Source organism: Paraniabella ginsengisoli, assembly GCF_022513635.1.
Classification (GTDB): domain Bacteria; phylum Bacteroidota; class Bacteroidia; order Chitinophagales; family Chitinophagaceae; genus Niabella; species Niabella ginsengisoli.
In genome coordinates this window covers 1,275,219-1,291,772 of the sequence record NZ_JAKWBL010000001.1, presented here as the reverse complement: position 1 = coordinate 1,291,772, position 16,554 = coordinate 1,275,219, and the positions used below count along the sequence as shown (strand labels likewise).

Below are 16,554 nucleotides of genomic sequence, written 5' to 3'. Positions count from 1 at the left end.
GCATCGTTGACAGTCCATTGACCATTGACTATTCACTATTCACTACTTATCAACTTTTCAACTTATTTTTATCCATAAAAAATGCAGCCCCAACCTACAGATTATCCTTCCTTTTACCAACCGTATGTGGAGCAGGTAAAAGAAGCCAATACAAAAACAATGCTCAGTAAGTCACTTATCGAACTGACAACATTTCTACAATCCATTCCAGAATCCAAGGCAGACTTTGCATACGATGAAGGTAAATGGACCGTAAAAGAAGTTTTACAACATTGCATTGACACTGAACGCATTTTTGCTTACCGGGCGCTTTGCCATGCCCGCGGCGAACAACAACATTTGCCCGGTTTTGAACAAAATGCATACGCCGACTTGGCAAAAGTGGCAAATAGAAGCCTCGCCAGTTTGATCGAAGAAACCATATTAGTGAGAAGAACAACGGTAATGCTTTTCCAGAGCTTTACAGAAGAAGACCTGCTCAGAATTGGTTTTGTTGGAGAAAACCTCATAAAAACTTTTTGTTGGGCTTATATTGTAGCCGGGCATTTCATGCATCATCAAAATATATTAATCAACAAATACAATATAAATCAAGACTAATGAGATATTTCGTTCTATCAGGATTACTTTTTCTTTTCGCTCATAATGGTATTGCTCAAAAAAAGTCCCTATTCTCGGTGTTTGTGCCAATCTTGACGAAGCGTCGCTGGTTAAAAAAGCCGGTTATGATTTCATACAACCAACAGTATCGGAAATTATAAAACCGTTGCAACCCGACTCTTTATATACAATTGCAAAAAACATCAGCAACCCCGAAGTAAAAATTTCGGCAATTAATGTTTTTATCCCCGGCAGCATAAAAACAACCGGGCCTGAGGTAAATGAACAACGTATTATTAATTATGCTGAAACAGTTTTTAAAAGAGCCCGTGAACTGAAAATTCCATTAGTTGTTTTTGGAAGCGGCGCTTCGCGGATGATACCTGAAGGTTTTAGTAAAGACTCGGCCTTTAAACAATTTGTTTCCATTGGTAAAAAACTGGCACCTCTTGCTGCTAAATACAATATTGTGCTGGCGCTGGAAAGCCAAAATAAACTGGAATGCAATTTCTTAAATACCGTTGCCGAATGTATTGAAGTAGCCCGCGCCGTTAATCATCCTAATTATAAAATATGTGTTGATATTTATCACATGATGAGGGAAAATGAACCAGCCAGCGTTATCATTGACGGTGGTTCATTAGTTTACCATTGCGATATTGGCGAAAAAGAAACACGCTCAGCTCCCGGCGTTGCGGGCGACGATTTTACACCCTATTTTAAAGCCTTTCAAAAAATAGGTTACAAAGGGAAAATTGCTTTGGAATGCAGATTTAAAGACCTGGAAACAGAATTGCCATTGGCTAAAAAAACTATTGAAGAGCAATGGAAAAAAGCATTACATCAGGATTAGTAACAAATAAGGTTCTCACATAAAGCGCAGAATGACACAGAAAATAAAACTTCTGTGTTCATTAGTGCTTTCCGTGAGAAAATTTGTCAGCAAAGTTTGCCTTCGGCAACAATTGAGCATTTCGTATTTGATCATTTTTTAATTTCTAATAAATATTACAACTAATTGCTCCTTTTGCGGTTTAATGTAATTGAGCTAAATTCGCAGGGTTTATTTCACGTCGTTTATGTAGGCTGATATATATTCTAAAGTACAAGCGAGCGTGGCAAGGCAGATGAGTAAGGTTCATTAGCTGGAAAACAAAAATTCTTACTATCAAATTAAAATATAAAATTTATCACAATGGCATATGATGTAGTAGTATTGGGCAGTGGCCCGGGTGGTTATGTTGCGGCTATTCGCGCATCGCAACTGGGTTTGAAAACAGCGATCATTGAAAAGGAAAGCCTGGGCGGTATTTGTTTGAACTGGGGCTGTATTCCTACCAAAGCTTTATTGAAAAGTGCACAGGTTTATAATGATATTAAGCATGCGCAGGATTTTGGAATTGAAGCAAGTGGTAAGCCCAATTTTGAGGCGATCGTAAAACGCAGTCGTGGAGTGGCAGATAAAATGAGCAAAGGTGTTCAGTTTTTGATGCGCAAAAATAAAATTGATGTGGTAATGGGCTTTGGCAGTTTAAAAGCTAAAGGCCAGGTTGAAGTGAAAGGCGCTGACGGAAAAACACAAATTGTAGAAGGCAAACATATTATTATTGCAACGGGCGGCGCAGTCGAGAGTTGCCAGCATTAAAACAAGACGGTAAAAAAATTATTGGCTACCGCGAAGCAATGGTTTTGCCACAGCAACCTAAAAGCTTGATTGTTGTAGGCTGCGGAGCAATTGGTATTGAGTTTGGCTATTTTTATAATAGTATTGGAACAAAAGTTACGGTGATTGAATTTTCGCCCCGCATTGTTCCGGTGGAAGATGAAGATATTTCAAAAGAACTTGAAAAGAGCCTCAAAAAACAAGGCATTGATGTATTAGTGAACAGCGAAGTTACTTCTGTTGATACATCGGGCAATGGCGTAAAAGCGAAAGTAAAAACAGCGAATGGCGAAGTGGTATTAGAAGCTGATGTGGTGTTAAGCGCTGTAGGCGTTGCTGCTAACATTGAAGGTATCGGGCTTGAAGCTGTTGGTGTAAAAACTGAAAAAGGCAAAATCAACGTTGATCAATTTTATAAAACAAATGTCGCCGGCGTTTATGCCATTGGAGATTGTGTTCCTGGCCAGGCATTGGCACACGTTGCCAGCAAAGAAGCGATTATTTGCGTAGAAGCGATTGCTAAAGCTGAAGGAAAATACAAGCACCAGCCTGAACCAATTGATTACAACAATGTACCGGGTTGTACTTATTGCTATCCTGAAGTAGCAAGCGTTGGCTTTACAGAAGCTAAGGCGAAGGAAGCGGGTTATGAAGTGAAAGTGGGTAAATTTCCATTAAGCGCAAGCGGCAAAGCAAGTGCAGCAGGCCATACCGAAGGTTTTGTAAAAGTGATTTTTGATGCTAAATATGGCGAGTGGCTGGGCACGCACATGATTGGTTACAACGTTACCGAAATTATTGCGGAAACCGTTGTAGGCCGCAAGTTAGAAACTACTTATCATGAAGTATTGAACGCTATTCATCCGCATCCAACAATTAGCGAAAGCGTGAAAGACGCCATTGAAGTGGCTTACGGTGAAGCGATTCATTTGTAATACTGAATTACGAGTTACAAATTACGAATTAATAAAAAGGCCGCTGCGAGAGGTTTTCGCAGCGGCCTTTTTGTCTGAACCTGTATTAAAAATTCTCCCTTCGAGTGTCGCAATATATGTCGTGCCCGGCACCATAAAGTACTGTACCGGTTCCGTTCTCCTTCAGTGCCGACAGACAAGCGTGTCAAATGTTGGATAATTTTTTGCTGTAATACAGACTGGGATTGGGATACATGGAAATCCCTCTTTTTTGGGGCGTCTGCAACCCCGCGTGTCATTTGGCTCATGTTCGTGTGTCTTTTGAGTGTCAAAAAATGAGGGTATAAGCGTAAAAAACTGACACAAAAACGACACACACAAAATAAAAAAGCCTTGTAAATCAATTGATTACAAGGCTCTTCTGTGCCCCAGGCGGGACTTGAACCCGCACGGACATTGCTGCCCACAGGATTTTAAGTCCTGCGTGTCTACCAATTCCACCACCAGGGCCGACGGAACTCGTCAAAAAAATCCTCTCTGAAGAGAGGATTTTTTGGAGCGGAAGACCGGGCTCGAACCGGCCACCCCGACCTTGGCAAGGTCGTGCTCTACCAAATGAGCTACTTCCGCTTAAAAGAACTTTTTGTTGTAACCCTTATTCCGAAAGGGGATGCAAAAATAAGGGGATTTGATTTTATCTCAAAATAATTTTCGGAAAAATTATTTGTATTTAGGGGTATATAAAGTACTCTCTTGAATGTGCACTTCCGGCTTTTCAAACTTCTTGGTATAAAGCCTGTAACAACCACCCCATGTCATTAAAAAGAAGCAGGCAATACTTAAATAAAAAATATATGCAGATGCTCTAACCCAACTTTGGCCAAAGTCTTTCTTCTCATAATTCTTTAAGCTTTCCTGATACTCCTGTTCTTTTATTTTTTCTACATCAAGTGGTTCCATGTAATAATATTGTGCTGCAAAAATAAAGGAAACAGCTTAAAAATAATCACATAAAAACATAACATTTTTCGTATGGATTATTGCCGATAAAATGGTGATGCTATTATAATCGGGACGATGAATAGTGCGACGCAATACCGATGCCACTTATTCATCAGCTGGGCCAATAAAAATACTATGGACTGGTTTACTTTCTGTTTTCCTTTTTTGAATTGTAAAGAGGGTTTACTAAATCAGAAAACTTATCCCTTCCTTTCACAAAGTGCGCCCAGGCTACACTTTTACGCCAGAAACCTTCCAGCTGTCCGGTTTTTGTTTCAGGAAAAACACTCTTTTTCTATCCCACACTATCCATTTCATAAAAGATAAGTGAGCACTAAACACCGCTACGAAATATCCGCTGTCTCCTTTCAATAAACTTTTAAAAGCAGAAACCGAATCCAGAAAACCTCTTGCTATTAACACATACAATTTTCGCAAACCATGCATGTTTTTATATATCATGATATTGTTGTTACGAAAATTCAGATAAGTTTTTAAAGAGTTTCCTTTGGGCAAAGTCCCTCCTCCTATATGGTAAACAACCGATGAGGGACAACTATAAATCTTATACCCCAATAATTGTATGCGCCAGCAAAGATCTATTTCCTCCTGGTGCGCAAAAAATAATTATCAAATCCCCCGGCTTTATGAAATACTTCAGACCTGATGAATAGCGCAGCACCAGTTGCCCAAAAGACCGGCCGGGCTACATCATACTGGCCTCTGTCTTCTTCAGAAACATCAAATACACGGCCCATTGCAAATGGATACCCATAATGATCCAGCCACCCGCCAGCCGCACCTGCGTACTCAAAAAATTTCGGATGATTGTAGGATAACATTTTAGGCTGACAAGCCGCAATATTATAATCATTTTCCAGCAATTCAAGCATTGGCTCTATCCAGCCTGGCGTAACTTTCACATCAGAATTAAGCAGTATATAATAATCAGATTGCACCTGCTGTAACGCCAGGTTATAACCTTTAGCAAAACCATAATTTTCATCAAGCCGGATAAGCTCAATCGTCGGATAAGATTGCTGAAGAAAAGATACCGAATCGTCTGTTGAAGCATTATCTGCTACTATAATTTTGTAATTAGAATAAGTAGACAATACCAGATGAGGCAAAAACTCCTCAAGGTATTTTTTACCATTCCAGTTTAAAATAACTATTGCTACTGATGGATGCTCCATTTTTGTAAAGAAGCAAAAATAGGGAACTTGCCAGCTTGCATCACTTACACAGCCTTTTCCTTACTATTTTTTTGTTAAAAAATAAATGATACAACTGGATGATGGCTATTATACCATTACTTATAACGATAGGCCATTTAAGCCCAAGCATAATACCATAAACGACAAAAGCCAGACAGGCGAAAAAATTAATCATCCTTATATACTTTACCTGGCGTGGCAAAAAGGAAATAACCAATAATACAGTCGCTGTGTAGCCAATTGTTTCGGTAATATCAATCATAAAAAATGTTTTAATATTCAATTTAGGCCTGTTATATTAATTTTGGCGCAACGTTTGAAGGATAAAACTAATCTAAGAAGAATAAATAAAAAGATAATGAAAAGCGTATTATTTGCATGTTCCTTTTGGTTGACGATGAGTTTATCAGCTCAAACCGTTAGCACCGTCAATGTTTATAAAGACCCACGCATCGACATCATGCTTAAAAAGCAAGGAGAAGCAAATGATCTTTCCACACGAAATATAGCCAGGCGCAGAACTGCTAAAGGTTACAGACTTTTGGTAATAAGTAGTAATAACCGTGCTGAAGCCATTTCTGCCCGCACTAAAATCTTAAGCAATTTTCCAGAGTTAAAAGCATACATGTGGTACCAGGCGCCTTATTACAAGGTTAAAGCCGGCAATTTCACCTCTCGCAATGATGCGCAATCTTATCAAAAAAGATTGTCGTCCATGTTCCCAGGCAGCATTTTTATTATGAATGATACAGTAGAAGTAAATCCTAATGAAAGCGAATCAGATGATTAATTTATTGGCCCGGCTATAAACATTATTCATCGGTCTTGCGTCGCACTCTTCAACTGTAGAATATAACTCATCCTATATATTCGTCGCCTGCCGGAAGCTTTGCATCCGGTCATTTACATTCGACCCCTTCGGGGTCGCCCTGCTTCGTCCCTGTAACTTCTTAACTTTCTCCCACTCGCTACTCGCCATTTCCCCCACTCGCTTGTCTTGTCAACTTCTCATTCATTATCACATCATCACATTGGCTAATTAGCTAATTTTTTCTACCAATTTTCTGTACGTTTGCCAGATGATTGGAAAGATACAATCCCTTGCAAAAAATACGCGCCGGAATTTATCGAAGTGCGGCGTCATCTTCATGCAAATCCCGAATTAAGTTATCAGGAATTTCAAACATCTGCTTTTGTCCAAAGCAAATTATCTGAATTAAATATTCCATTTGAAATAAAGGCGCAAACAGGTGTTATTGGATTGATAAAGGGCAAAAATCCTGACAAGAAAGTAATAGCCCTTCGCGCTGATATGGATGCTTTACCGATATTGGAAGCCAACGATGTGTCTTATAAATCTTTACATGAAGGCATTATGCATGCATGCGGTCATGATGTGCATACAACTTGCCTGCTGGGTGCGGCAAAAATATTAAATGAACTTAAAGAGGAATGGGAAGGAACAATCAAACTGATCTTTCAACCAGGCGAAGAAAAAAATCCCGGCGGCGCCAGTTTATTAATTAACGAAGGTGTGCTGGAAAACCCTGCACCTGACGCTATTTTCGGGCTACATGTGCATCCGGCACTACCAACCGGAAAAGTAAGTTTCAGGTCGGGTAAAGTAATGGCCAGTGCAGATGAATTATATTTCATTATCAAAGGTAAAGGCGGACATGCCGCAGCGCCCCAATCATGTATAGATCCTATTCTTATCGCATCGCATTTGGTTATAGCATTACAACAGGTAATCAGCCGAAGAAAAAATCCGCTACATCCATCAGTTCTTTCGATAACAGCATTTAATGGCGGAACCACAACCAATGTTATTCCAGGCGAAGTAAAATTGATGGGTACGTTCAGAGCCATGGACGAAGCCTGGCGCTTTGAAGCACATGAAATTATAAAAACCATTTCGAACAATCTGGTAACTTCCATGGGTGGAGAATTGGATTTGCATATTGATGTAGGCTATCCAAACGTTTTTAATAACGAGGAACTTACTAATATAGCCTCTCAAAAAGCTATTGATTTTATGGGTGCGGAAAATGTGGAGGAAACCGAAATACGAATGGGTGCAGAAGATTTTGGATATTACACGCAAAAAATTCCCGGTTGTTTTTATCGTTTAGGTGTAATGAGCAACCCTGACGATATAAGAAATGTACACACGCCTGTTTTCGACATTAATGAAGAGGCTATAGAAATAGGAATGGGCATGATGGCCTGGCTGGGCGCTTCAGTTGAAAAATGGTAGCAAACTAATCAGGATTTATTTCGTCTATTTAAAAAACTAAAATGAAAGCAATACTATTAGCTGTTGTCATACTTTTTTCTGTTAACAATGCAAATGCCCAAACAGATACCACAAAATTTAAATCAGCCAAAGATTATATTAAACATCAGGAAGAAATAGACGCTAACATGACTAAGCATCCAAAAAGAAAAATTGCTCTACAAAAAAATGAATCTGATAGTTTAAAGTCTAAATCAAGATGCTTCTTCAGCTTTTTAAAGAAAGACAAAAAGCGTTAATTTTTAATCATATTATTACGCTTGTTATTTTTCTGCAATTTCTTAACATCCATATTTTTAAATTTGGGTATGGCTCTACGCGCAACTGTTGATGTCGTTACAGGATAGTTACCATCTGTTATAAAAGATATTGCAGCAGCATAACAATCTTCAGCTTCGTCTCCCCAATTTTTTGTTAATCCATCACCAACCTCTTTCTCTGGTGTAATGCCATCGTAATAATCAGTTATACCTTTAGCGTTCAATGTTCTAAAAGAAACAGGATAAATAGTTACTTTATCCATAAAATCTATTCCAAAGAAGCCAACCGGTTTACCATAAGTGGTGCTTCCTATTTGGTGAACGGCAAATCCATCAATTCCTTTTAAATTATTAATAAGCAGTTCGCTGGCCGAAGCAGTATTACCTGTGGTAATAATAAAAACCCTGGAAAGATTTAATGTATTTGTTTTTTCAAAATTCACAACATTATCTTTAAAATAATCGTTAGGAAAACCAAATTTCCCATTTAGCCATGGATATTTCTTACTATCACCTTCTTCAAGTTGGTCGTTGTAATCGTAAGCATACATAGTATTTTTGTTATTTCCTACACTTACAGGCGCAATGAGATTCGTCAACTTGTCTTGAGTAAGCGTTGCCCCACCGCCGTTGTACCTTAAATCTAATATCAGCTCATTAATATTTTGATTTTGCAAATCAGTTATTGCTTGTTCTATTTCTGTTCTCGATGAGAGACCTGAATAAAATCTATTAAAAACAAGATACCCTACTTTCTTACCATTATATTCCCTGACATTTGAAAACAAAATAGGATTGGCGTTGAACTTCTTCAAAGTGATAGTTGTTGTTTGAGAAGTTCCATTGGGTTTCAAGAATTTCACAACAACAGATTTGCCTGGCGAAGATCCATTATAAATTTCATTAAACTTATCCACCTGCGCGTCAAACTGAGCCTGATTTACAGCCTTCATATTTAATCCATCAAACTCAGAGACAGTCCAACCTCTTTTTACGCCTGCCAATCCTGCATCTGATTGTGCATAAGCATATGCAACAAACCACTCTATTTGTGTTCCGCTATTTGTAAAAGCGGGTTGTATTAACATACCAAAATCGATATCCTCTCCTGACTGGTTTAGATTTCCTTGTTCATAAGTTGTTGCATAACTAAAAATATCTTTTGCTTCATACTTATTTAAAGCTTCCATTATATTATTGGCAGTCACTACCTCATCTTTTCCAATATATTGCCTTGGATTAAATGCACCATAATTAGGCATTTTGGTATTCCAATACCACACTTCATTAGTAAAATTATAAATTGAATCTGCTAATTTTTCTAAAGGGTTTACAGTCTCCGGTTCAGGATCCGGTTTTGCTGGTGTCACATCATCCGGCTTACTACAAGACACTATAGTTAGCAGTATCAAAACAGGAAACAACACCCATTTTTTGGTTAACATGTACAGATTTTTTTGAAAGGTAGGATAATATTTTATTATTTTAATAATCCCGTATTGCGCATAAACAAAATCATCTTTCTTTAAAAAATACAAATGCTTTACTTTAGCGCAACTATTTGTAGCACATGATTCATAAAAAAGAAATACTATCACTTTCCCGTTCAAAAAAACAACCTCACATCTTGGTTATTGGCGATATTATGGCCGACCGATATGTGTGTGGGAGCGCCAGCCGCATTTCGCCCGAAGCGCCTGTGCCTGTTGTTGCCGTAAAGAACGAAACTATAACCCTGGGTGGAGCAGCCAACGTTGCCCAAAATCTTTTCAAACTGAATGCACATGTAACTATTTGTGGGGTTACTGGCAACGATGCGATGCGGCCAGTTATTTTACAACAACTTAAAGAAGAAAAAATAGATGCCACATCAGTTATAACTGATAAATCAAGGCCAAGTACGCTCAAAACCCGTATCATGGCAGGTACGCATCAGTTGTTGCGTGTAGACAGAGAAACAACAACTGATGTAGGTGAAGAAATTGAACAACAACTTTTAAAAAAGATCACAGGAAAAATAAACCGTGCCGACATAGTAATGCTTTCGGATTATAACAAAGGGCTTCTTACTAAAAGCTTTACACAACAAGTAATCGGCCTTTGCAATAAAGCAGGCAAAAAAGTGATCGTTGATCCTAAAGGACTCCATTACGAAAAATATGCAGGCGCCTGGATGATAAAGCCTAACAAAAGGGAGCTTACGGAAGCAACAAACCATGAAAAAATAGAAAGCGAAGGAGAACTGATCAAAGCAGCAAAAAAACTGATCACAAAAACAAAGTCGCAATATTTGGTAGTTACCAGGTCAGAAGAAGGCATTTCTTTAATTTCCCAAAAAAAGCAACAACATTTTTCAGTAAAAGCTAAAGAAGTGTTTGACGTTACAGGCGCCGGAGATACTGTATTTGCGTCATTGGGATATTTTATTGCATTAGGTGTCGATTTACCTACCGCCTGCGAGCTGGCCAATTATGCGGCAGCTATTGCGGTAAGCAAAGTAGGCAGCGTTGCTGTAACCATTGATGAAATTTTATCATTAATTGATACGCATGAGCAATAGTGTGCAAAATATACGCAGCAAAATTATGTTGTTGAAAGATGTCGCTATTTTACGTGCGCAGTGGAAAACGCAAGGTCAAAAAGTAGTATTCACAAATGGCGTTTTTGACATATTGCATGCAGGTCACGTACAATCGCTGATGCAGGCGCATGATAACGGCGACCGACTCATTATCGGGCTTAACGCCGATGTGTCCGTAAAAAGATTAAAAGGCGAAAGCCGTCCAATAATTAATGAGCGTGATCGCGCTTTACTTTTAGCCGCGTTACAATTTGTAGATGCCGTTGTGCTTTTTGAAGAAGACACGCCCATCGTTTTAATAGAAAAACTATTGCCAGACGTGTTGATAAAATCTGCCGATTATAATATCGAAAACATTGTTGGCGCAAAAGAAGTAATAGCCAATGGCGGCGAAGTAAAAATAATGCCTTTTGTAAAGGGGCTTTCATCGACAAATATTATTGAAAAAATAAAATCTTCATGAGGTTTTTATGAGCCGGGCATTTGATTATATGGCATCTACGTTGCGTCGCACAGCGTCAGCTTCAGTACTACTATCAACCTGCATAAACGGCGCAAAACGGCAGTACCACTGCCGGATATTTACGTTCAGCCCCTTCGGGGCTGCGCAACTTCTCTTAGTCATCAATCCTATTAACTTGGCTCATCATCCAAAAAAATATTAGTCATCCGCTTTAGCTCTATGGGCGATGTTATTTACACAACGCCAGTCGTTCGCTGCTTAAAACAACAGTTACCGGGTGTTGAGGTACATTTTATTACCAAGCCACAATTCCAATATATTTACGAAGGCAATCCTTATGTTGACAAACTATTGTTGCTTAAAGAATCGCTTAACGACACCATCAAAGAAATAAAAAGCGAAAAATATGATTGCATTATTGATCTGCACAGCAATTTACGAACACGCATTATCAAATTAAGAACCCGCATAAAATCTTACACATATAAAAAGCAAACCATTCGAAAATGGCTAAGTCTTAAACTTAGAAAACAATTAGTTCCGCCCATACATTTGGTAGATCGATATTTAAATGCTGCCGCGCCTTTAGGTATTGTAAACGATAATAAACCGATCGATTATTTTATCAAAAAAGACCATCAGTTATCGAAACTTTTACCAGCATCACATCAAAATGGTTATGTCGCTTTTATCATTGGTGCGGCACATTTCACCAAGCGTATGCCTAATGAAAAAATTATTTCCATTTGTAAAGAGCTAAAGCAGCCTGTTATTTTATTGGGCGGAAACGATGTGAAACCAAACGGAGATTTTGTTGCTGCAGCAGTCGGTGAAAAAGTGTATAACGCTTGCGGAGCAACGAGTTTAGACGAATCGGTATTTCTTGTATCTAAAGCCAATTCTATTATTGGTTTTGATACAGGCCTTACACATATTGCCGAATCCTTTAACAAACCTATTGCATCCATTTGGGGAAGTACAGTACCCGAACTATTGGGTGTTCAGCCTTATAAAATAGACAAATCTTTAACAGCAGGAGTAAATATCAGTTGCAGGCCTTGCTCCAAGTATGGATTACCGAAATGTCCGCTTGGACATTTTAGATGTATGAATGAGATTGATGAAAAAGAGATTGTTCAGTTTGCTAATCAGCAAGTAGGAAGTGGAGAATAGTAAGTGGGACAAATCCTACTAACCACTCGCTATTCCCTACTTGCCAACATTACTTCTCTTCAAAATTCAGATCCTTATGAAAAGTTTCTTTTGAAGTGATCACCGCAATGGTGCATAATATAAACACAATTGCACAGGTATAAATACCGCCGTTTATATAACCAACACCGGGCAAACTTCTTAAAAATTGAAACAACATTAGCATTAAAGGCACAGTTCCTCTAACCATATTGGGAATAGTGGTGGCCGCGGTAGCACGTAAATTTGTACCAAACTGCTCTGCACCAATTGTTACAAAAATGGCCCAAAAGCCAGATGCAAATCCCAACGCGGTACATAATGCATACATTAAAAAAGCACTACCGTTCCACTGAATGGTGAAATACAAAATCATAAACAAAGCCGTAAGCGCATAAAAAACATACAAAGCTTTTTTCCTGCTTTTTAACCACTGACTCACTAAGCCTATGGTTACATCGCCAACAGCCAATCCGGCATAAGAAAACATGATAGCCTTGCCGGGGTCAATGTTTTCAGTAATACCAAATTCTTTACCAAACTCTTTGCTGAACATAATCAATATTCCTATCACCAACCAGGTAGGTACACCAATTAAAATACTTTGTATATAGCGCACAAATCTGTCGCGGTTGTTGAGCAACATAAAAATATTGCCGCGGCTTACCGCTTTTTCTTTCATGGTTTTAAACATGCCCGACTCAAGCACCGACACGCGAAGCGCCAGCAAAGCCAGGCCCAATCCACCTCCAATAAAGTAGCAGGTTCGCCAATGAAAATTTTCCTTAATGAAAAAAGCAGCAACCGCGCCGGTTATGCCAAACCCGGCAACAATCGAAGTGCCGATACCCCGCTTTTCTTTAGGTAACATTTCTGCCACCAATGTAATCCCTGCGCCCAGTTCCCCGGCAAGGCCAATGCCCGCCACAAAACGAATCCATTTATATTGTTCAACTGTTTGTACAAAACCATTAGCAATATTGCCTAATGAATACAATAATATAGAACCAAAAAGCACACTGCTCCTACCCTTCTTATCGCCAACAATGCCCCATAAAATGCCGCCCAGCATTAAACCCGTCATCTGCCAGGAAAGAATACTTTCGCCATCAGTTGTTATCTGATCGGTCGTAAGACCCATTTCCCTTAAACTTGGAATACGTATAATACCAAAAAGCAGCAGATCATAAATATCTACAAAGTAGCCAAGCGCAGCTACAACAACGGTAAGGTTGAAAATGGAAACAGTTTTGTTATTAGCTTGCATTCGTTAGTCTTTAAAAAAGATGACAGTTGATAGTTGACGGATGACAGCCATGTTAATCTTAAAGCATTTTTAAAAAATAGAGTTTTTTAAACGTCGCTTTTCTGTCAACCGGCCTCTGTCAACTTCTATTTAAAAAATACTCCACCGCCAATCTATATCCATCCAGCCCAAGTCCACAAATAGTACCGGCAGATTTCCCACTTACATGAGACAATTTTCTGAATTCTTCTCTTGCGTGTACATTACTGATATGCACTTCTACAACCGGCGCTTTTATAGCAGCGATGCAATCTCCAATGGCAACAGAAGTATGTGTGTAGGCCGCAGGATTCAAAACAATACCATCTACTTCGCTGCCATATTGCTGCAAAGCATTTACCAGTTCACCTTCTACGTTGCTTTGAAAATATTCAAAAGAAATATCAGCATATTGTGCTTTTAGTTTTTCAAAAAAACTTTCAAAACTATCGGAGCCATAAATACCCGGCTCTCTTTGACCAAGCAGGTTTAAATTAGGTCCGTTGATGATTGCAATTTTCATCCGTATATTTTTTTATTTGCAGCTTCGCTGCGATTTTTTTGGTCGGATGGAACGCCATATACATTCCCTGTGTGAGAAAATTTATCGTGGGCGTTTCATGAGTGTGTTTTAATAATTGTCTGAACCTGGACTGAAATGATTTTTTGGATTGTATAGATAGAAACAAAACGCATATTCTCAAAATCTTTTAATCTTATAAATTCAGGTTCAGACATTTATTGCAAAGTATAAAATTATCGCCTGAAAAAAATAGCAATGGTTTAAAATATCCGCACATATCCCAAAACCAACGGTTACTGTCGTGTGCTTTATCACCGCAATCTATACTGCACGCATGTAAAGAAAGCTTTTTGATAATGGCCGGCTCCCCTATTTTACGGATGCCCAGCAATATTTTATAGGCATATGCATGGCCCAATATCTCCGTAACCAAAGAGTTAACAGTTATTCCTAAGCGTTCACCATATATTGCCTTATGATCGCTTAAAGCGTGTTTAGCTAATTCCTCTACATTTTTCAGGCTTTTACGCATTGCCGCTCTTAATGCATAATTGGCCACCAAATGTACCGTGTGTGGTTGAAGATTTGCTTTTAAATTATATCCGCTAATATGATAAATCTTATCCAATAATTATTTTATAAGATTGCTAATTTACAAAGGGCGAACGCAAAAACTAAGAAAATCTCTGCCACGAGTGCCTAAGTGAATCTCTGCCACGAATGCACGAATAGGTGACAAAGCACATTTGTATTATCTTTTAGTGATAAATCATCAATATTAATCGTGTATTTGTATTATCCTTTCAGTATTAAACTATTCATATTATTCGTGCATTCGCGGCAAAAAAATCTTCTTATTATCGCGAAATGTTCTTATCACTAAATTTGCGAAGTGTTACAACATTTATCTATAAATAACTACGCAATCATTGATGCTTTGGAAATTTATTTTTCAAAAGGCATGAATATAATTACCGGCGAAACCGGAGCAGGAAAATCTATTATCATTGGCGCACTAAACCTGATTTTGGGCGAAAGAGCTGATACCACCGCTTTAGTAAACAAAGAAAAAAAATGTGTGATCGAAGGTTTTTTCCAGGCGGAAAAGAACAGTCTTATTCTTCAATTTTTAAAAGATAACGACCTTGACGAGTTACCACAATTGGTGGTAAGGCGGGAAATTGCAACATCCGGGAAGAGCCGCGCTTTTATTAACGACACGCCGGTAAACCTTGGGCAATTGCACCAGCTTAGCCAATTGTTGGTAGATCTTCACCAGCAATTTGACACACTTTCTTTAAGTGACAATCAGTTTCAGATAAATGTGATTGATGCCCTGGCCGACACGCAGCAGCTTGTCAACTCTTACCGATCGGGTTATCAACAATGGAAACAAAGCCAGAAAGCACTTGACGAACTTTTACAACAACAGCAACAGTTTGAAAAAGAAAGCGATTATAACGAATTTCAATACGATGAATTAGCTGCGTTACATCTAAAGGAAAATGAGCTGGAAGAAATTGATGCAGAACTAAAAATGCTTTCTAATGCCGAAGACATCAAAAATACACTGAACAGGGTTTACGGTGAACTAGCTGAAGGCGAACAGCCTATAACGCAGCAACTAAAAAGTCTGACCAACCTGCTTAGCAGTTATACCGATTTTCATAAAGATCTTCCAGAAATTAACAACAGGTTGCAAAGCGCTCAAATTGAGTTGAGCGATATTGCTTCTGAGCTGGAACGCATGAGCGATCAAATTAATTATGATGCAGAGAAGATTGATGAACTGAACGGGCGGATGTCGGCTGGCTACAAGCTACAAAAAAACATGGCGTTCAATCTACCAACGAATTGCTCAACATTCAAAATAAGCTTGAAGAAAAATTACAGGCTGTTTTAAATATTGGTGACCAGATTGCTCAACTTGAAAAACAGACCGGCACATTTGAAAAAAACGTAGTAGATCTTGGTGAAAAAATATCACAGGCTCGGAAAAAACAAATCCCTTCTTTTGAGAAAAAGGTAAACCAAATGTTGGCACAAGTGGGAATGCCAAACGCCGTTTTAAAAGTATCTGTTACACCGCAAGCCCCTTCATTATCAGGAATAGATGATATTGAATTCTTATTTGATGCTAACAAAAGCGGGCAGTTCAAACCAGTTCGAAAAGTAGCGAGTGGTGGCGAATTGAGCCGCTTAATGCTTTGCATCAAAAGCCTTGTAGCCGAAAAGATGGATATGCCTACATTAATTTTTGACGAAATAGATACAGGCATTTCTGGCGAAGCAGCCAAACAGGTTGGAGCAATTATGAAGACGCTGGCTGCGAACAGACAGGTCATTTGCATCACTCACCAACCACAGATAGCGGGTAAAGCCGATGCACATTTCTTTGTTTATAAGGAATTGAAAAGCGATAAAGTAAAAACAAATATCAGACAACTGGATATAGATGAACGAATCACAGCAATTGCTAAAATGCTTGGCGGAGAAAAGCCCACCACCGCTGCATTAGAGAATGCAAGGGAAATGGTTCAGCATTAAAATTTATATATA

General features: G+C 38.7%; 20 protein-coding genes and 2 tRNA genes. 13 read left to right on the top strand and 9 right to left on the bottom strand.

Annotated features, from left to right (window positions below):
• Positions 1 to 81 precede the first annotated feature (81 nt).
• The 4 genes from MKP09_RS07255 to MKP09_RS25615 all read left to right on the top strand — a co-directional run bounded on the left by MKP09_RS07255 (position 82) and on the right by MKP09_RS25615 (position 3,198).
• Positions 82 to 600 carry a DinB family protein gene (locus tag MKP09_RS07255; protein WP_240827086.1) on the top strand — a complete coding sequence of 173 codons (519 nt, stop codon included), beginning with the start codon at positions 82 to 84 and terminating at the stop codon, positions 598 to 600.
• A gap of 70 nt (positions 601 to 670) precedes the next feature.
• Positions 671 to 1,453 (top strand): sugar phosphate isomerase/epimerase family protein, encoded by a 783-nt coding sequence (locus MKP09_RS07250; RefSeq protein WP_317235270.1) that lies wholly within the window; start codon positions 671 to 673, stop codon positions 1,451 to 1,453.
• Between the two features lie 342 nt (positions 1,454 to 1,795).
• Positions 1,796 to 2,245, top strand: coding sequence for an FAD-dependent oxidoreductase (locus tag MKP09_RS25620; RefSeq protein WP_262915148.1), 450 nt, complete (start codon positions 1,796 to 1,798; stop codon positions 2,243 to 2,245).
• Entirely contained in the window at positions 2,233 to 3,198 is a 966-nt protein-coding gene (locus MKP09_RS25615; protein ID WP_262915147.1) for an FAD-dependent oxidoreductase, read from the top strand. The genes MKP09_RS25620 and MKP09_RS25615 overlap by 13 nt, the downstream gene beginning before the upstream one ends.
• Before the next feature lie 403 nt (positions 3,199 to 3,601).
• Here the strand turns inward: MKP09_RS25615 and MKP09_RS07235 are convergent.
• From MKP09_RS07235 to MKP09_RS07215, 5 genes are all read right to left on the bottom strand, one after another.
• Positions 3,602 to 3,687: transfer RNA gene (locus MKP09_RS07235), tRNA-Leu, on the bottom strand.
• Between the two features lie 44 nt (positions 3,688 to 3,731).
• A tRNA-Gly gene (locus tag MKP09_RS07230) sits at positions 3,732 to 3,807 on the bottom strand.
• A gap of 90 nt (positions 3,808 to 3,897) precedes the next feature.
• A complete protein-coding gene (locus MKP09_RS07225) occupies positions 3,898 to 4,137 on the bottom strand; it encodes a hypothetical protein (protein WP_240827084.1) in 240 nt (79 codons plus the stop codon).
• Positions 4,138 to 4,410: 273 nt separating this feature from the next.
• Positions 4,411 to 4,641 (bottom strand): hypothetical protein, encoded by a 231-nt coding sequence (locus MKP09_RS07220; RefSeq protein WP_240827083.1) that lies wholly within the window; start codon positions 4,639 to 4,641, stop codon positions 4,411 to 4,413.
• Positions 4,642 to 4,778: 137 nt separating this feature from the next.
• The gene (locus tag MKP09_RS07215) at positions 4,779 to 5,375 is read right to left on the bottom strand and encodes a glycosyltransferase family 2 protein (RefSeq protein ID WP_240827082.1); all 597 of its coding nucleotides are present in this window, start codon (positions 5,373 to 5,375) and stop codon (positions 4,779 to 4,781) included.
• 85 nt (positions 5,376 to 5,460) lie between these two features.
• Between MKP09_RS07215 and MKP09_RS07210 the strand changes: the two genes are divergently transcribed.
• The 4 genes from MKP09_RS07210 to MKP09_RS07195 all read left to right on the top strand — a co-directional run bounded on the left by MKP09_RS07210 (position 5,461) and on the right by MKP09_RS07195 (position 7,931).
• Positions 5,461 to 5,616: a hypothetical protein gene (locus MKP09_RS07210; protein ID WP_240827081.1), complete on the top strand. Its 156-nt coding sequence runs from the start codon at positions 5,461 to 5,463 to the stop codon at positions 5,614 to 5,616.
• 138 nt (positions 5,617 to 5,754) lie between these two features.
• On the top strand, positions 5,755 to 6,186 hold the full coding sequence (locus MKP09_RS07205) for an SPOR domain-containing protein (protein ID WP_240827080.1): 432 nt from the start codon (positions 5,755 to 5,757) through the stop codon (positions 6,184 to 6,186).
• A gap of 282 nt (positions 6,187 to 6,468) precedes the next feature.
• Positions 6,469 to 7,653 carry a M20 metallopeptidase family protein gene (locus MKP09_RS07200; RefSeq protein WP_240827079.1) on the top strand — a complete coding sequence of 395 codons (1,185 nt, stop codon included), beginning with the start codon at positions 6,469 to 6,471 and terminating at the stop codon, positions 7,651 to 7,653.
• A 41-nt stretch (positions 7,654 to 7,694) separates the two neighbouring features.
• Positions 7,695 to 7,931, top strand: a complete 237-nt coding sequence (locus MKP09_RS07195; RefSeq protein ID WP_240827078.1) for a hypothetical protein — start codon at positions 7,695 to 7,697, stop codon at positions 7,929 to 7,931.
• On the opposite strand, the gene MKP09_RS07190 is transcribed toward MKP09_RS07195, so the two are convergent.
• On the bottom strand, positions 7,928 to 9,397 hold the full coding sequence (locus MKP09_RS07190) for a S41 family peptidase (RefSeq protein WP_240827077.1): 1,470 nt from the start codon (positions 9,395 to 9,397) through the stop codon (positions 7,928 to 7,930). The two genes, MKP09_RS07195 and MKP09_RS07190, sit on opposite strands and share 4 nt — an antisense overlap.
• A gap of 125 nt (positions 9,398 to 9,522) precedes the next feature.
• On the opposite strand from MKP09_RS07190, the gene rfaE1 reads away from it, so the two are divergent.
• The 3 genes from rfaE1 (at position 9,523) to MKP09_RS07175 (ending at position 12,169) form a co-directional block, all read left to right on the top strand.
• Positions 9,523 to 10,512: a D-glycero-beta-D-manno-heptose-7-phosphate kinase gene (gene rfaE1, locus MKP09_RS07185; RefSeq protein WP_262915146.1), complete on the top strand. Its 990-nt coding sequence runs from the start codon at positions 9,523 to 9,525 to the stop codon at positions 10,510 to 10,512.
• Positions 10,502 to 10,996: a D-glycero-beta-D-manno-heptose 1-phosphate adenylyltransferase gene (rfaE2, locus tag MKP09_RS07180; protein WP_240827075.1), complete on the top strand. Its 495-nt coding sequence runs from the start codon at positions 10,502 to 10,504 to the stop codon at positions 10,994 to 10,996. Before rfaE1 ends, rfaE2 begins: the two co-directional genes overlap by 11 nt.
• Before the next feature lie 219 nt (positions 10,997 to 11,215).
• Complete coding sequence (locus MKP09_RS07175) at positions 11,216 to 12,169, top strand: glycosyltransferase family 9 protein (RefSeq protein ID WP_240827074.1); 954 nt, start codon at positions 11,216 to 11,218, stop codon at positions 12,167 to 12,169.
• A gap of 49 nt (positions 12,170 to 12,218) precedes the next feature.
• Here the strand turns inward: MKP09_RS07175 and MKP09_RS07170 are convergent, their stop codons facing one another.
• The 3 genes from MKP09_RS07170 to MKP09_RS07160 form a co-directional block, all read right to left on the bottom strand.
• Positions 12,219 to 13,454, bottom strand: coding sequence for an MFS transporter (locus MKP09_RS07170; protein ID WP_240827073.1), 1,236 nt, complete (start codon positions 13,452 to 13,454; stop codon positions 12,219 to 12,221).
• 118 nt (positions 13,455 to 13,572) lie between these two features.
• Positions 13,573 to 13,995: a type II 3-dehydroquinate dehydratase gene (gene aroQ / locus MKP09_RS07165; protein ID WP_240827072.1), complete on the bottom strand. Its 423-nt coding sequence runs from the start codon at positions 13,993 to 13,995 to the stop codon at positions 13,573 to 13,575.
• A gap of 193 nt (positions 13,996 to 14,188) precedes the next feature.
• The gene (locus tag MKP09_RS07160; RefSeq protein ID WP_240827071.1) at positions 14,189 to 14,623 is read right to left on the bottom strand and encodes a hypothetical protein; all 435 of its coding nucleotides are present in this window, start codon (positions 14,621 to 14,623) and stop codon (positions 14,189 to 14,191) included.
• A 264-nt stretch (positions 14,624 to 14,887) separates the two neighbouring features.
• On the opposite strand from MKP09_RS07160, the gene MKP09_RS07155 reads away from it, so the two are divergent.
• Positions 14,888 to 15,898 (top strand): AAA family ATPase, encoded by a 1,011-nt coding sequence (locus tag MKP09_RS07155; RefSeq protein WP_240827070.1) that lies wholly within the window; start codon positions 14,888 to 14,890, stop codon positions 15,896 to 15,898.
• Entirely contained in the window at positions 15,850 to 16,542 is a 693-nt protein-coding gene (locus MKP09_RS07150) for a DNA repair protein RecN (protein ID WP_240827069.1), read from the top strand. Before MKP09_RS07155 ends, MKP09_RS07150 begins: the two co-directional genes overlap by 49 nt.
• The last annotated feature ends 12 nt before the right edge of the window (positions 16,543 to 16,554 follow it).

Excerpts from the sequence above, each read along its gene's own strand:
- MKP09_RS07255 (WP_240827086.1), top strand. The coding sequence starts at position 82 with ATGCAGCCCCAACCTACAGATTATCCTTCCTTTTACCAACCGTATGTG.
- MKP09_RS25620 (WP_262915148.1), top strand. The coding sequence starts at position 1,796 with ATGGCATATGATGTAGTAGTATTGGGCAGTGGCCCGGGTGGTTATGTT.
- MKP09_RS07225 (WP_240827084.1), bottom strand. The coding sequence starts at position 4,137 with ATGGAACCACTTGATGTAGAAAAAATAAAAGAACAGGAGTATCAGGAA.
- MKP09_RS07220 (WP_240827083.1), bottom strand. The coding sequence starts at position 4,641 with ATGATATATAAAAACATGCATGGTTTGCGAAAATTGTATGTGTTAATA.
- MKP09_RS07215 (WP_240827082.1), bottom strand. The coding sequence starts at position 5,375 with ATGGAGCATCCATCAGTAGCAATAGTTATTTTAAACTGGAATGGTAAA.
- MKP09_RS07210 (WP_240827081.1), top strand. The coding sequence starts at position 5,461 with ATGATACAACTGGATGATGGCTATTATACCATTACTTATAACGATAGG.
- MKP09_RS07205 (WP_240827080.1), top strand. The coding sequence starts at position 5,755 with ATGAAAAGCGTATTATTTGCATGTTCCTTTTGGTTGACGATGAGTTTA.
- MKP09_RS07195 (WP_240827078.1), top strand. The coding sequence starts at position 7,695 with ATGAAAGCAATACTATTAGCTGTTGTCATACTTTTTTCTGTTAACAAT.
- MKP09_RS07190 (WP_240827077.1), bottom strand. The coding sequence starts at position 9,397 with ATGTTAACCAAAAAATGGGTGTTGTTTCCTGTTTTGATACTGCTAACT.
- rfaE1 (WP_262915146.1), top strand. The coding sequence starts at position 9,523 with ATGATTCATAAAAAAGAAATACTATCACTTTCCCGTTCAAAAAAACAA.
- rfaE2 (WP_240827075.1), top strand. The coding sequence starts at position 10,502 with ATGAGCAATAGTGTGCAAAATATACGCAGCAAAATTATGTTGTTGAAA.
- MKP09_RS07175 (WP_240827074.1), top strand. The coding sequence starts at position 11,216 with ATGGGCGATGTTATTTACACAACGCCAGTCGTTCGCTGCTTAAAACAA.
- MKP09_RS07170 (WP_240827073.1), bottom strand. The coding sequence starts at position 13,454 with ATGCAAGCTAATAACAAAACTGTTTCCATTTTCAACCTTACCGTTGTT.
- aroQ (WP_240827072.1), bottom strand. The coding sequence starts at position 13,995 with ATGAAAATTGCAATCATCAACGGACCTAATTTAAACCTGCTTGGTCAA.